Source organism: Burkholderia diffusa (assembly GCF_902499115.1).
Lineage (GTDB): Bacteria > Pseudomonadota > Gammaproteobacteria > Burkholderiales > Burkholderiaceae > Burkholderia > Burkholderia diffusa.
Genome location: NZ_CABVPN010000001.1, coordinates 234,633 through 249,521, shown reverse-complemented (window position 1 = coordinate 249,521; position 14,889 = coordinate 234,633). Strand labels below are relative to the sequence as shown.

Sequence of the window (14,889 nt, the reverse complement as noted above, 5' to 3'; positions counted from 1 at the left end):
CGTGGCCCCGACGAACGAGGACGCTTCGCCCGTGATTTCCCCGCTCGAAATGACCCTGCTGCTGCTGCTGGCCTCGGTGGTGGGCGTCGTCGTATTTCGCTCGCTGAACCTGCCGCCGATGCTCGGCTACCTGACCGTCGGCATCCTGGTCGGGCCGCACGCGTTCGGCGTCGCCGCGGATCTGGAGCGGGCCGAGCATCTCGCGGAATTCGGCGTGGTGTTCCTGATGTTCTCGATCGGCCTCGAATTCTCGCTCGCGAAGCTGCGGGCGATGCAGCGGCTCGTGTTCGGGCTGGGTCTCCTGCAGGTGGTCGCGACGCTCGTGCTCGCGCTGGCGCTCGGCCTGCTGTTCGAGCGCTGGGTGCACATCACGTGGCAGGGCTGCATCGCGCTCGGCGGCGCGCTCGCGATGTCGTCGACGGCGATCGTGTCGAAGATGCTCGCCGAGCGGCTCGAGATCGAGACCGCGCACGGCCGCAACATCTTCGGCGTGCTGCTGTTCCAGGATCTGGCCGTGGTGCCGCTGCTGATCGTGATCGCCGCGTTCGGCGCCGAGTCGTCGAAGGATCTCGCGCTCACGCTCGGCTTCGCGGCGGTCAAGATCGTGATCGCGCTGACGCTGCTGCTGGTCATCGGGCAGCGTTTCATGACGCGCTGGCTGAACGTCGTCGCTCGGCGCCGCTCGCAGGAGCTGTTCGTGCTGAACCTGCTGCTCGTCACGCTCGGCGCCGCGTTCATCACCGACCGCTTTGGCCTGTCGCTCGCGCTCGGCGCGTTCATCGCGGGGATGCTGATCTCCGAGACTCCGTTCCGCCATCAGGTGGAGGAGGACATCAAGCCGTTCCGCGACGTGCTGCTCGGCCTGTTCTTCGTGACGACGGGGATGCTGCTCGATCCGCGCGTGATCTGGGAGCATCCGGTGCTCGTGTTCGGCTTCTTCGTCGGGCAGATCCTGTTCAAGGCGACGACGATCGCCGGACTTGCGCGGTTGTTCGGCGCGACGCCGGGCGTCGCGATGCGCACCGGCATCGGCCTGGCGCAGGCCGGCGAATTCGGCTTCGTGCTGCTGAACCTGATCCTCGACCGCCATCTCGTCGATTCGACGCTGCTGCAGGCGATCCTCGCGTCGATGCTGCTGTCGATGCTCGCCGCGCCGTTCCTGATCCAGAACGCCGATCGGATCGTGATGCGGCTGTCGTCGACGGAATGGATGCAGCAGTCGCTGCAGATGACGCGGATCGCGACGCAAAGCCTCAAGCAGCGCGGCCACGTGATCATCTGCGGCTACGGCCGCGCGGGGCAGAACCTGGCGCGCATGCTCGAGCAGGAAGGCATTCCATACGTCGCGCTCGACCTCGACCCCGATCGCGTGAGCGCGGCTGCGACGGCCGGCGAATCGGTCGTGTTCGGCGACGCGGCGCGTCGCGAGTCGCTGCTCGCGGCCGGTATCCATCGCGCGGCGGCCGTCGCGATCACGTATGCGAACACGCCGTCCGCGCTGCGCGTGCTGCATCACGTGCACGAACTCGAGCCGACGCTGCCGGCGATCGTGCGCACGGTCGACGACGCCGATCTCGAGAAGCTGCTCGCGGCCGGCGCGACCGAGGTGATTCCGGAGATCGTCGAGGGCAGCCTGATGCTTGCGTCGCACACGCTGGTGCTGGTCGGCGTGCCGATGCGCAAGGTCGTGCGGCGCGTCGAGGAGATGCGCGACGAGCGCTACAGCCTGCTGCGCGGCTATTTCCGCGGCGCGGACGATGCGGACGACGACGATCACGAGCAGGTGCGGCTACAATCGGTGCCGGTCGACGCGCGCGCGGATGCGGTCGGACGCTCGCTGGAGGAACTCGGGCTGTATGCGCTCGGGCTGGAAGTCACGGCGATCCGCCGGCACGGCATCCGCGGCGTCGAACCCGATCCGCAGACCAAGCTGCGCGCGAGCGACATCGTCGTGCTGCGCGGGCTGCCCGAGGCGCTCGCGCTTGCCGAGGAGCGGCTGTCGCGGCATCGGCGCGAACCGCCGGCCGCAGTCGCGTGAGTCGCGATTCGATAACCTGACCCGTATTTACTCGAAACGGTGCCCGATCTTCGCGCACCGTTTTTTTCGGAGAATTTCATGCCGCATTCGTCGTCGGGCGCACCGCTCGATCCGGTCGCCTTCATCCACAGCCAGATCCGCACCGTGCCCGACTGGCCGCAACCGGGCGTGATGTTCCGCGACATCACGACGCTGCTGCAGAGCCCGAAGGCGCTGCGCATCCTCGTCGACCTGTTCGTCGAACGCTATGTCGATGCGAAGCTCGACTATGTCGCGGGCCTCGACGCGCGCGGCTTCATCATCGCGCCGATCGTCGCGTACGAGTTGAGCGTCGGCTTCGTGCCGATCCGCAAGGTCGGCAAGCTGCCGTACAAGACGTGCTCGGAGTCGTATGACCTCGAATACGGCAGCGCGACCGTCGAGATCCACGAAGACGCGTGCCGCGCCGGCGACCGCGTGATCATCATGGATGACCTGATCGCGACCGGCGGCACGATGATGGCGGGGCGCAACCTGCTGCAGCGGCTCGGCGCGGTCGTCGTCGAAGGTGCGGCGATCATCGATCTGCCCGATCTTGGCGGCTCGACGCTGCTGCGCAACGCGGGGCTGCCCGTCTATACCGTCACCGAATTCGCCGGCCACTGAACCACTGGACGCCGGCCCACGCCGCGAGGTCACGATGCCCAACTTCATGCTGTTTCTCGCCACGTCGATCGCGATCACGTTCGCGCCGGGTCCCGACAACCTGCAAGTGCTCGCGCGCGGCATCTCGCAGGGCCGCGCGGCCGGCTTCGTCGCCGCGCTCGGCTTCACGGCCGGGATCCTGTTCCATACGACGCTCGCGGCGCTCGGCGTCGCGGCCGTGCTGCGCTCGTCGCCGGTCGCGTTCCAGACACTGAAGCTCGCGGGCGCCGCGTACCTCGTGTGGATCGGCATCAAGGCGTTGCGCAGCCAGGGGCTCGCGAACGCGCACGCGCGTCCGCCGCAGCCGCTTGGCGCGATCTTCCGGCAGAGCGTGATCGGTAACCTGATGAACCCGAAGGTCACGCTGTTCTTCGTCGTGTTCCTGCCGCAGTTCGTCGATCCGCATGGCGTGCAGGGCGTGACGCTGCAGATGTTCGAGCTCGGGGCGCTGTTCATGCTGCAGACGGCCGTGGTGTTCTCGCTGTTCGGCGTCGGCGCGGGCGCGATCGGCACATGGCTGAAGCGCCGCCCGAAGGCCGGCGTATGGCTCGACCGGATCGCCGGCGCGACGTTCATCGCGATCGGCATTCGCGTCGCGCTGAAGGACTGAGCCCGATGACGTTTCCTTGCATCGCGGCCGCGCGCCGCTTCGATCCGGCCGCGCACCTGCGTTTCGAGATCGCCGGCGAGCAGGTCGGCTGGGTGCGTCGCCAGGACATCGCCAAGCTCGCCCGCTGGCCCGACGTGTTCGAGCTGACCGACACGCGCGTCGTGCTGTCGGCACGTTATGACACGGTCGACGCGCGCAGCATGGCGCTCGCGAGCGCGATCGGTGCGCTGGCGGCCGAGGGCGCGATTCCGGGCTGGCGCGACGAGATCTACGCGATCCGCAACCGCTTCGACGATCCACCGCTCGCGTATATCGAACGCGCCGCGTCGCGCTTCTTCGGCACGCAGACCTATGCAGTGCACCTGAACGGCATCGTAGAATATGCGGTTGCGCCGGGTGAGCCGGCCGTGCCGCGGATGTGGCTCGGCCGCCGCAGCGCGACCAAGGCAACCGATCCCGGCATGCTCGACAACGTCGTCGCGGGCGGCATCGGCTGGGGCCTGGGCGTTCACGAGACGCTCACGAAGGAATGCTGGGAAGAGGCCGGCATGCCGGCCGAACTGGCGGCGCGCGCGATCGCGGGCCGGGCGGTGCAGGTGCTGTGCTCGCTGCCGGAAGGCACGCAGTCCGAACTGATCTTCGTGTACGACCTGCCGCTGCCGCGCGACTTCGCGCCGCACAACCAGGATGGCGAAGTGGCCGAGCACCTGCTGGCCGGTGTATCCGAAGTGGTCGGCTGGCTGCGCGAAGGCCGCGCGACGATGGATGCGAGCCTCGCGATGCTCGACACGCTGCTGCGCCATCGCTGGCTCGCGGCGGCCGACGCAGCGGGCATCGACGCGCTGTTCGCGCCGGCCGCGTAATGCGCAGCACGCCGGCCCGGGCGCGGCCGAACGAATGGCCTATTTGACGAACACCGAAACGAAGGGAGTAGCGGTCATGTCGACCGATCACAGCTTTATCTTGAAACTGTCGTGCCCCGACCGGCACGGCATCGTCCACGCAGTCTCGGGCTTCCTGTTCGAACGCGCCAACAACATCCTCGATTCGGCGCAGTTCGGCGACAGCCGCACCGGCGAGTTCTTCATGCGCGTGCACTTCGTGCAGGACGGCGGGGGCGCGGATGCCGCGTCGGCGCTCGACACGCTTCGCAACGAATTCGCGCCGCTCGCCGAGCAGTTCGCGATGCGCTGGGAGATGCACGACGCGGCCGTGAAACCGCGCGTCGTGATCATGGTGTCGAAGATCGGCCACTGCCTGAACGACCTGCTGTTCCGCTACCGCACCGGCCAGCTGCCGATCGAGATCCCGGCGATCGTGTCGAACCACAAGGAGTTCTACCAGCTCGCCGCGAGCTACAACATTCCGTTCCATCACTTCCCGCTCGTCGGCGGTTCGTCCGATGCGGCGAAAGCCGCGCAGGAAGCGCGTGTGCTCGAAGTGATCGACGAACACCAGGCCGATCTCGTCGTGCTCGCGCGCTACATGCAGATCCTGTCGCCGAATATGTGCCAGCAGCTCGCCGGCCGGGCGATCAACATCCACCATTCGTTCCTGCCGAGCTTCAAGGGTGCGAAACCGTACTACCAGGCGTTCGACCGCGGCGTGAAGCTGATCGGCGCGACCGCGCACTACGTGACGACCGATCTCGACGAAGGCCCGATCATCGAGCAGGAAGTCGAGCGCGTCGACCACAGCATGACGCCCGACCAGCTCACCGCGATCGGCCGCGACGTCGAGTGCGTGACGCTCGCGCGCGCAGTGAAGTGGCACGTCGAGCACCGGGTCGTGCTGAACGGCACGAAGACGGTCGTGTTCCGCTGATCGGCGGTGCGGGGCGGCCATTGGCCGGCCGCTGGCCCGGATGCAAAAACGCCGCGCCCTTGACGGGGCGCGGCGTTTTTTTATCGCGTGACGCGCGTGACGCGCCGGGCAGCGTTGCGTCAGATCAGCCGCAGCATGTACAGCTCGCGCTTCAGGTACGCATAGAAGATCGGTGCGGCGATCACGCCCGGCAGCCCGAACGCGGCTTCCATGATCAGCATCGCGAGCAGCAGTTCCCACGCGCGCGACTCGATCTGGCCGCCGATGATCTTCGCGTTCAGGAAGTATTCAAACTTGTGGATCACGACGAGGAACGCGAGCGACGCGATCGCGGTGCCCATGCTGACCGACAGCGACACCGCGACGATCAGCGTGTTGGAGATCAGGTTGCCGATCACCGGCAGCAGCCCGACGATGAACGTGACGAGCACGAGCGTCTTCGACAGCGGCAGCCGCTGGTGGAAGATCGGCAGCGCGACGAGCAGGTAGACCGCGGTGAATGCCGCGTTGATCGCCGAGATCTTGATCTGCGCGAACACGATCCGGCGGAACGACTCGGCGAAGCGCGACACGCGCGTGACGAGCGCGGTCGACAGCGGCCGGCGCACCTTGCCGTGCTCGACGCCGATCGCGATCATCGCGCCGATGATCATCCCGAACAGCACGTGGCCGAAGCCGCGCGCGACGCTCTTGCCGCCTTGCTGGAGCTGATCCATGTGCGAGTGCATCAGCAGCGCCGCCTTGGTCTTCATCTGTTCGACGTCGACGGGCAGCAGGTTCGCGATCCAGGCTGGCGTGCGGGCGCGGGTCTGCTCGACGATCTGCATCAGCTGGTCGAGCAGGCTCTGCAGGTTCGGCACCGTGTGCTCGAAGTGCTCGATGATGCCGATCGTCAGGCCGGTGAGCCCGCCGACGATCGCGATCGACAGCAGCACGACGGCGACCCAGCGGGCGCGCATGCTTGTGGTGTGGCGTTCGATGACCGGCGCGATCGTGTGGATCAGCTGATAGACCAGCAGGCCGGCCAGCAGCCCGCCCAGCAGCTTGAGCTCGATGACGAGCACCATCGCGACGAGGGCGAACAGATAGCTGCCGATCTCGATCGCCGACAGCTTCGGCAGGCTGAAGTCGCTCGTCAGCCGCACACTGCGCAGGTGCGGCTCGCGGCTCTGGGCGTCGCGCGACTCTTGTTGCTTCTCCATCGTGGATTCCTGTCGTTCGTGTGTCATGCCGCGCGGTGGGCGGCAGGACGGCGGTCGCCCGGCGCCGCACCGGATTGGTGCGGATGGCGAACCTTACGACCGTAAAGTATAGCTGCCATTATGGTCCGCCACGGGGCTGTTTGGCTCGTGGTGTAAACGCAGAGGGGAAAACCGCGGAAGGGAAAACGATGACGCCGGCGCCGCCGCGGGCGCCGGGCGCGCGCGGCCGGCAGCCGCGCGCGGGAACGGCAATTGTCAGCCGGCCGCCGCCTTGCGGGTCGGACGCTTGAGCAGCGGCGCGAGGTACTTGCCGGTGAAGCTCGCCTTCGTCTTCGCGACCTGCTCGGGCGTGCCCTGCGCGATGATCTGGCCGCCGCCGGCGCCGCCTTCGGGGCCGAGGTCGATCACCCAGTCGGCCGTCTTGATCACGTCGAGGTTGTGCTCGATGATCACGACCGTGTTGCCCTGGTCGCGCAGCCGGTGGATCACCTCGAGCAGCAGCGCGATGTCGTGGAAATGCAGGCCGGTGGTCGGCTCGTCGAGGATGTACAGCGTGCGGCCCGTGTCGCGCTTCGACAGCTCCAGCGACAGCTTCACGCGCTGCGCCTCGCCGCCCGACAGCGTCGTGGCCGACTGGCCGAGGCGGATGTAGCCCAGGCCGACGTCGAGCAGCGTCTTCAGCTTGCGGGCGATGACCGGCACCGCGCTGAAGAATTCGTACGCGTGCTCGACCGTCATGTCGAGTACTTCGCTGATGTTCTTGCCCTTGTACTGCACTTCGAGCGTTTCGCGGTTGTAGCGCTTGCCGTGGCACACGTCGCACGGCACGTAGACGTCCGGCAGGAAGTGCATCTCGACCTTCAGCACGCCGTCGCCCTGGCACGACTCGCAGCGGCCACCCTTCACGTTGAACGAGAAGCGGCCCGGATCGTAGCCGCGCTCCTTCGCGGTCGGCACGCCCGAGAACAGCTCGCGGATCGGCGTGAACAGGCCCGTGTAGGTGGCCGGGTTCGAACGCGGCGTGCGGCCGATCGGCGACTGGTCGACGTTGATCACCTTGTCGAAGTGCTCGAGGCCTTCGATCGCCTCGTGCGGCGCCGGCTCGGCCGACGAGCCGTACAGGTGGCGCGCGACCGCGTGGTACAGCGTGTCGTTGATCAGCGTCGACTTGCCGGAACCCGACACGCCGGTGATGCAGGTCAACAGGCCGACCGGCAGCTCGAGATCGACGTGCTTCAGGTTGTTGCCGTGCGCGTCGACGATGCGCAGCATCCGCTCCGGATCGGGCGCGATCCGCTCGTCCGGATATTCGATCGTGCGCTTGCCGACGAGATACTGGCCCGTCAGCGACTGCGGGTTCGACTGCACCTGCTTCGGCGTGCCTTCGGCGACCACCACGCCGCCATGCTCGCCCGCGCCGGGGCCCATGTCGACGACGTAGTCGGCCGTGCGGATCATGTCCTCGTCGTGCTCGACGACGATCACCGAGTTGCCGAGATCGCGCAGGTGCTTGAGCGTCGAGATCAGGCGGTCGTTGTCGCGCTGGTGCAGGCCGATCGACGGCTCGTCGAGCACGTACATCACGCCCGTCAGGCCCGAGCCGATCTGCGACGCGAGGCGGATGCGCTGCGCCTCGCCGCCGGACAGCGTCTCGGCGCTGCGCTCGAGCGACAGGTAGTCGAGGCCGACGTTGTTCAGGAAGGTCAGGCGCGCGACGATTTCCTTGATCACCTTGTCGGCGATCTCGCGCTTCGCGCCGTCGAGCGACAGGCCGTCGAAATAGCCGAGCGCGTCGCGCAGCGGCCAGCCGCTGATTTCATAGATGCCACGCGCGTAGTCGCCGGTGCCGACCCGCACGTGGCGCGCCTCGCGGCGCAGCCGCGTGCCGTCGCACGACGGGCACGGCTGGTTGTTCTGGTATTTCGCGAGTTCTTCGCGCACCGCGACCGAATCGGTTTCGCGGTAGCGGCGCTCGAGGTTCGGGATGATCCCTTCGAACACGTGCTCGCGGATCGTCGTGCGACCGCGTTCATTGATGTACGAGAACGGGATCGTCTGCTTGCCCGAGCCGAACAGCAGCACCTTGCGGATCTTCTCCGGCAGGTCCTCGAACGCGGCGTCGATGTCGAATTCGTAGAATGCCGCCAGGCTCTGCAGCATCTGGAAGTAGAACTGGTTGCGGCGGTCCCAGCCCTTCACGGCGCCCGCGGCGAGCGACAGCGACGGGTGCGCGACGACCCGCTTCGGATCGAAGAACGTGATCTGGCCGAGGCCGTCGCATTCCGGGCACGCGCCCATCGGGTTGTTGAACGAGAACAGGCGCGGCTCGAGCTCCTGCAGCGAGTACGAGCAGATCGGGCAGGCGAACTTCGAGCTGAACAGGTGTTCGCGGTCGGTGTCCATTTCCAGCGCGATTGCACGGCCGTCGGCGAGGCGCAGCGCGGTCTCGAACGATTCCGCGAGGCGCTGCTTCATGTCCGGGCGCACCTTCAGGCGGTCGACGACGACGTCGATCGTGTGCTTGTCGTTCTTCTTGAGCTTCGGCAGCGACTCGACCTCGTAGATCTTCGCGACGCCTTCGTTCGCGGTGCCGCCGCCCGAGCGCACGCGAAAGCGCACGAAGCCCTGCGCCTGCATCTCCTCGAACAGCTCGACGTGCTCGCCCTTGCGGTTCGCGACCACGGGCGCGAGGATCATCAGCTTGGTTTCCTCGGGCAGCGCGAGTGCCGCGTCGACCATCTGCGACACGCTCTGCGCCTCGAGCGGGATGTCGTGGTCGGGGCAATACGGCGTGCCGACACGTGCGAACAAAAGTCGCAGGTAGTCGTGGATCTCGGTGACCGTGCCGACGGTCGAACGCGGGTTGTGGGACGTCGCCTTCTGCTCGATCGAGATCGCGGGCGACAGGCCCTCGATCAGGTCGACGTCGGGTTTCTCCATCAGTTGCAGGAACTGGCGGGCGTACGCGGACAGGCTTTCGACGTAGCGGCGCTGGCCCTCGGCATAAAGGGTGTCGAACGCGAGCGACGACTTGCCCGACCCGGACAACCCGGTAATCACGACCAGCTTGTGGCGCGGCAGGTCGAGATTGACGTTTTTCAGGTTGTGGGTGCGTGCCCCACGGATACGGATCTGTTCCATGAACCTGGCGAAAATGGAGGGAACCAAACCTGCTACTATAACGGCTTTTCGAGGCCGTCGTTGGGGGTCCCCAGCCTTTGCAGCAGCTGGCAGCAAGGCGGTGTCCACGCCGGGGAAGCGGCCGCGCCGCACGGCTCGAGGCGGCCCGCAGGCAGCCTGCGTGACCTCCCGGAAAGCGGTCCCGGAAAGCGCCTGCCGGGCCGGTGGCCCTGATCTTCCGCCGCCCGCCGCCGGGCGGACATTCCGATCATTCGAAATTCATTCCCGATGTCCAATCCGTCCGCCACGTCTTCCCGCATGACCGCGCCCGAATTGCGCGCGACCACGTCGCTCGCGGCGATCTTCGCGCTGCGCATGCTCGGCCTGTTCATGATCATGCCGGTGTTCTCGGTCTATGCGAAAACCATCCCGGGCGGCGATAACGTGCTGCTCGTCGGTATCGCGCTCGGTGCCTACGGCGTCACGCAGTCGCTGTTCTACATCTTCTACGGCTGGGCGTCCGACAAGTTCGGCCGCAAGCCCGTGATCGCCACCGGCCTCCTGATCTTCGCGCTCGGCAGCTTCGTCGCCGCGTTCGCGCACGACATCACGTGGATCATCGTCGGCCGCGTGATCCAGGGCATGGGTGCCGTGTCGTCCGCAGTGCTCGCGTTCATCGCCGACCTGACCTCCGAGCAAAACCGCACGAAGGCGATGGCGATGGTCGGCGGCTCGATCGGCGTGTCGTTCGCGGTCGCGATCGTCGGCGCGCCGATCGTGTTCCACTGGGTCGGGATGAGCGGGCTGTTCGCGATCGTCGGCGTGCTGTCGATCCTCGCGATCGGCGTCGTGGTGTGGATCGTGCCCGATGCAGCCAAGCCCGTGCACGTGCCGGCGCCGTTCGGCGAGGTGCTGCACAACGTCGAGTTGCTGCGCCTGAACTTCGGCGTGCTGGTGCTGCACGCGACGCAGACGGCGCTGTTCCTCGTCGTGCCGCGCCTGCTGGTCGATGGCGGGCTGCCGGTCGCCGCGCACTGGAAGGTCTACTTGCCGGTGATGGGGCTCGCGTTCGTGATGATGGTCCCGGCGATCATCGTCGCAGAAAAACGGGGCAAGATGAAACCGGTGCTGCTCGGCGGCATTCTGGCTATCCTGATCGGCCAATTGTTGCTCGGCAGCGCACCGCATACCATCCTGATTGTGGCGGCGATCCTGTTCGTGTACTTCCTGGGCTTCAACATCCTGGAAGCGTCGCAGCCGTCGCTCGTGTCGAAGCTCGCGCCCGGTTCGCGCAAGGGCGCGGCCACGGGCGTCTACAACACCACGCAATCGATCGGGCTCGCGCTCGGCGGCATCGTGGGCGGCTGGCTGCTGAAGCACGGCGGCGCGAACACCGTCTTCTATGCCTGCTCGGGGCTCGTGGCGGCGTGGCTTATAATCGCGGCCAGCATGAAAGCGCCGCCGCGCAAGGCCTGAACCCTCTTTTCGGGCAGGCACCGGCGACGCTCGCCGGCTTGCCCGGCGGGCCGCTCCGACGATATTCGCGGGCGGCCCGGCATCGAATTTACTGGAGAAACACATGGCATCCGTCAACAAGGTCATCCTCGTCGGCAATCTCGGCGCCGATCCTGAAGTCCGTTACCTGCCGAGCGGCGACGCGGTTGCGAACATCCGTCTCGCGACGACCGATCGCTACAAGGACAAGGCAAGCGGCGATTTCAAGGAAATGACCGAGTGGCACCGCGTCGCGTTTTTCGGCCGTCTCGCTGAAATCGTCAGCGAATACCTGAAGAAGGGTTCGTCGGTCTATATCGAAGGCCGTATCCGCACGCGCAAGTGGCAGGGCCAGGACGGCCAGGATCGCTATTCGACCGAAATCGTCGCCGACCAGATGCAAATGCTCGGCGGCCGCGGCGGTTCGGGCGGCGGCGGTGGCGGCGGTGACGAAGGCGGTTACGGCGGCGGCTACGGTGGTGGTGGCGGCGGTCGCGGCGGCGAACAGATGGAACGCGGCGGTGGCGGCGGCCGTGCCGGCGGTGCGCCGCGCGGCGGTGCAGGCGGCGGTCAGAGCCGTCCGAGCGCGCCGGCAGGCGGCGGTTTCGACGAGATGGACGACGATATTCCGTTCTGACGGAACGTCGGCATCCCGCACCGGAATGGGCCCGAATGTCCGAGTCAAGCCAATCGCTTGGCACGGACCTTCGGGTCTTTTTCCGTTTACGCCCCGCGCCCCGGAGACCGCCAGTGGCTGACGCGCTCCCCGACCTCATCGCCCCGCGGCTCGATGTGCTGTTCTGCGGGATCAACCCCGGCATGACCGCCGCCGCGACAGGGCATCACTTCGCGGGCAGGAACAACCGCTTCTGGCGCGTGCTGCATCTCGCGGGCTTCACGCCGGACGAAATCGCGCCGAGGGACGACCGGACGATCCTCGCGTACGGATGCGGGCTGACCGCGGTCGTACCGCGACCGACCGCGAGCGCCGATCAGTTGTCGCACGCGGAATTCGTCGCCGAGGTGGCCGTCCTCGAGCAGAAGATCGTGCATTACGCGCCGCGCTTCGTCGCGTTCCTGGGCAAGGCCGCGTACGCCGCGCTCTCCGGACGACGCGAGATCACGTGGGGCCGGCAAGCCGAGCACATGCAGCGCGCGACCGTCTGGATCCTGCCGAATCCGAGCGGCAGGAACCGCGCATTCGGCATCGACGACCTGGTCGACGCGTATCGCGAGCTACGAGAAGCGGCGCAAGCCGTTTCGGGCCGCCGGCAGAAGGGGACGTCGGATGCCGAGCAATAAGCCCGCGTCGTGCTGGCCGGGCGCGCTGTTGCCGCGCGCGTTCTTCGATCGCGCGGCCACCGAAGTCGCACCGCAACTGCTGAACAAGATCCTGGCGGCAGCGGACGGCCGTGCCGGCCGGATCGTCGAAGTGGAGGCCTATGCGGGTGCGATCGACCCGGCCGCGCACACCTACCGCGGCAAAACGCCGCGCAATGCGACGATGTTCGGGCCGCCCGGGCATATGTACGTCTATTTCACCTATGGCATGCACTGGTGCTGCAACTGCGTGTGCGGTCCGCAAGGCGCCGGGACGGGCGTGCTGATCCGTGCGCTGGAGCCGCTGCACGGGCTCGAACGGATGCGTGCGGCCCGGCCGCCGCTGACGCGCGACCGCGATCTGTGCCGGGGGCCCGCGCGGCTGACCCAGGCACTCGGCATCGCCGGCGCGCAGGACGGGGTCGATCTGGTCGCCGCGCTTGAAGGTTTCGCGCTCGTGGATGACGGCATGGCGCCGCCCGCGAACCTGGCGGGCGGGCCGCGCGTCGGCATTCGCGTCGGCCAGGAGCTGCCCTGGCGATGGAGCGTGCCCGGCAACCGTCATGTGTCGGGACCGCTGCCGCGCATCTGACGTATGTCACGCGGTCGCCACGATTGACCGGCTAAGCTCGTCCTTTCGACGTTTCGATCGAAGGAGACACCATGCGGCGGGTCGTATTCAACCAGAAGGGCGGTGTGGGCAAGTCGACGATCGTCTGCAACCTGGCGGCGATCAGCGCGAGCGAAGGGCTGCGCACGCTCGTCATCGACCTCGACGCGCAGGCGAATTCCACGCGCTACCTGCTCGGCGACCGCGCGGCCGACGCGCATCCCGGCGTCGCCGAATTCTTCGAGACCGCGCTGACGTTCAACTTCCGGCCGGTCGACGTTGCCTCGTTCATCCATCCGACGCCGTTCGACGGGCTCGACGTGATGCCTGCGCATCCGGACCTCGACGCGCTGCACGGCAAGCTCGAATCGCGCTACAAGATTTACAAGCTGCGCGATGCGCTCAACGAGCTCGACACCTACGATGCCGTCTACATCGACACGCCGCCCGCGCTGAATTTTTACACGCGCTCGGCGCTGATCGCGGTCGAGCGTTGCCTGATTCCATTCGACTGCGACGACTTCTCGCGTCGGGCCCTGTACACGCTGCTCGAGAACGTGAAGGAAATCCAGCAGGACCACAACGCGGCGCTCGAGGTCGAAGGGATCGTCATCAACCAGTTCCAGCCGCGCGCGAGCCTGCCGCAGCGGCTGGTCGACGAACTCGTCGAGGAAGGCCTGCCGGTGCTGGCGTCGCGGCTGTCGGCGTCGGTGAAGATCCGCGAGTCGCATCAGCAGTCGACGCCGGTGATTCATCTCGAGCCGGCGCACAAGCTCGCGCAGGAGTTTCGGGCACTGCATCGCGAACTGGTCGGGTGAGGGGGTCGCCGCAGCCCCCTCCCGGCAATTCATATACGATCATTGAATTCGCCATTAATAATCCCGGAAACGATTTCAAAATAAATCTGGAAAAACGATTACATAATCATCTGTCCCGTTTTCAATGCGCGCCCTTTTTCTAATAACGGGAATAATGACGGGGTAAATGTTGCGGCTGGCTACGGTGGGTTATGCTGTAAAAAAGTAAAAGTCATTGTCAGGCAAGGTGTTGCGAGGCGACCCCATTATTAACAAGCGCCGTCATGAAGCGGTCACTTCGACATTTAAGGGTTTTCACCTAGTATTAATGCCACTTAATTGACAATTAATCCATCTAAAATGGCCATCCTCAACTCTTCACAATCAATCGTGCCTGAGGGTTGTGAATAAGGAAGCAGGCCCTCGATCTGACTTCCATTTTCTTTACGTCGTCTCTCGCATTGCCAACAGGAGCGTGCCCGATGTCCGTATTTGCCCCCGAAAAATTCGCCGCCGATTATCAGTCCGGAATCGCCGCATGGTTCGCGATTGCCCGTCCGGCAATCAATGGTTTCGAGGCAGTCGTCGAACTCAACCTGCAAGCGGCCAAGACGGCGCTCCAGGAATACGAGGACAAGCTGAAGAACGCGTTCAACGCGAGCAACCCGGCTGCAGGCTTCGCGCAGCAAGTCGCCGCACCGCAGGAAGCCGCCGGCAAGGCCGTCGCATACGGTCGCCATCTGTTCGATATTGCCGTGTCGACTCAGGCCGAGTGGGCGAAGGTTGCCCAGGCTCAGTACGAACAGAACGACCAGCGCGTGAAGGAAGTGGTCGGCGAGTTGACGAAGCATGCGCCGGCGGGTTCGGGCGCCGTGGTCGCCGCGCTGAATTCGGCGCTGTCCGCGGCGACGGCCGCGGCCGACTCCGTGCGTGCAGCGACGGGGCAGGCGATCGAAGCCGCGCAAAGCGGTTTCGACGCAGTCAGCGAAACGACGGCCCGCGGTGCCAAGCAGACCGCCGCCGCCGCTCGCAAGGAAACCGCTTCGCGCGAATCGGCCGCATAAGCGCATGTCGCGCGCTGGCGCGACACTGATTGAGCGGCGCCGGCGGGCGCCGGCCGCCGCGTGTGCCGCGTGGCGTTCGGCGTATGTCCGGCCGCCGCAGCGTGCCCGGACACGGTCGGGGCGGGC

Annotated in this window: 13 protein-coding genes; 11 read left to right on the top strand and 2 right to left on the bottom strand. The window is 66.5% G+C overall.

Annotated elements, in window-relative coordinates:
- Window positions 1-31: 31 nt before the first annotated feature.
- The 5 genes from BTE28158_RS01150 to purU all read left to right on the top strand — a co-directional run bounded on the left by BTE28158_RS01150 (window position 32) and on the right by purU (window position 5,156).
- Window positions 32-2,038, top strand: a complete 2,007-nt coding sequence (locus tag BTE28158_RS01150; RefSeq protein ID WP_124626291.1) for a monovalent cation:proton antiporter family protein — start codon at window positions 32-34, stop codon at window positions 2,036-2,038.
- Window positions 2,039-2,116: 78 nt separating this feature from the next.
- Window positions 2,117-2,683, top strand: a complete 567-nt coding sequence (locus BTE28158_RS01145) for an adenine phosphoribosyltransferase (protein ID WP_059526281.1) — start codon at window positions 2,117-2,119, stop codon at window positions 2,681-2,683.
- Window positions 2,684-2,717: 34 nt separating this feature from the next.
- Window positions 2,718-3,332 (top strand): LysE family translocator, encoded by a 615-nt coding sequence (locus BTE28158_RS01140; RefSeq protein ID WP_059598829.1) that lies wholly within the window; start codon window positions 2,718-2,720, stop codon window positions 3,330-3,332.
- A gap of 5 nt (window positions 3,333-3,337) precedes the next feature.
- Window positions 3,338-4,195 carry an NUDIX hydrolase gene (locus BTE28158_RS01135; RefSeq protein ID WP_151048295.1) on the top strand — a complete coding sequence of 286 codons (858 nt, stop codon included), beginning with the start codon at window positions 3,338-3,340 and terminating at the stop codon, window positions 4,193-4,195.
- 76 nt (window positions 4,196-4,271) lie between these two features.
- Window positions 4,272-5,156, top strand: a complete 885-nt coding sequence (gene purU, locus BTE28158_RS01130; protein ID WP_124626287.1) for a formyltetrahydrofolate deformylase — start codon at window positions 4,272-4,274, stop codon at window positions 5,154-5,156.
- 119 nt (window positions 5,157-5,275) lie between these two features.
- Here the strand turns inward: purU and BTE28158_RS01125 are convergent, their stop codons facing one another.
- Complete coding sequence (locus tag BTE28158_RS01125) at window positions 5,276-6,358, bottom strand: AI-2E family transporter (protein WP_059681689.1); 1,083 nt, start codon at window positions 6,356-6,358, stop codon at window positions 5,276-5,278.
- A 255-nt stretch (window positions 6,359-6,613) separates the two neighbouring features.
- Window positions 6,614-9,499: an excinuclease ABC subunit UvrA gene (gene uvrA / locus BTE28158_RS01120; protein ID WP_059598825.1), complete on the bottom strand. Its 2,886-nt coding sequence runs from the start codon at window positions 9,497-9,499 to the stop codon at window positions 6,614-6,616.
- A gap of 267 nt (window positions 9,500-9,766) precedes the next feature.
- Between uvrA and BTE28158_RS01115 the strand changes: the two genes are divergently transcribed.
- From BTE28158_RS01115 to phaP, 6 genes are all read left to right on the top strand, one after another.
- Complete coding sequence (locus BTE28158_RS01115) at window positions 9,767-10,954, top strand: MFS transporter (protein ID WP_151048294.1); 1,188 nt, start codon at window positions 9,767-9,769, stop codon at window positions 10,952-10,954.
- A 103-nt stretch (window positions 10,955-11,057) separates the two neighbouring features.
- Complete coding sequence (locus BTE28158_RS01110) at window positions 11,058-11,609, top strand: single-stranded DNA-binding protein (protein ID WP_059603013.1); 552 nt, start codon at window positions 11,058-11,060, stop codon at window positions 11,607-11,609.
- A 113-nt stretch (window positions 11,610-11,722) separates the two neighbouring features.
- On the top strand, window positions 11,723-12,274 hold the full coding sequence (mug, locus tag BTE28158_RS01105) for a G/U mismatch-specific DNA glycosylase (protein WP_151052519.1): 552 nt from the start codon (window positions 11,723-11,725) through the stop codon (window positions 12,272-12,274).
- Entirely contained in the window at window positions 12,261-12,884 is a 624-nt protein-coding gene (locus BTE28158_RS01100; RefSeq protein WP_124626283.1) for a DNA-3-methyladenine glycosylase, read from the top strand. Before mug ends, BTE28158_RS01100 begins: the two co-directional genes overlap by 14 nt.
- Before the next feature lie 71 nt (window positions 12,885-12,955).
- Window positions 12,956-13,720 carry a ParA family protein gene (locus BTE28158_RS01095; RefSeq protein ID WP_059603020.1) on the top strand — a complete coding sequence of 255 codons (765 nt, stop codon included), beginning with the start codon at window positions 12,956-12,958 and terminating at the stop codon, window positions 13,718-13,720.
- A gap of 461 nt (window positions 13,721-14,181) precedes the next feature.
- Entirely contained in the window at window positions 14,182-14,763 is a 582-nt protein-coding gene (gene phaP / locus BTE28158_RS01090; RefSeq protein WP_059603023.1) for a TIGR01841 family phasin, read from the top strand.
- The last annotated feature ends 126 nt before the right edge of the window (window positions 14,764-14,889 follow it).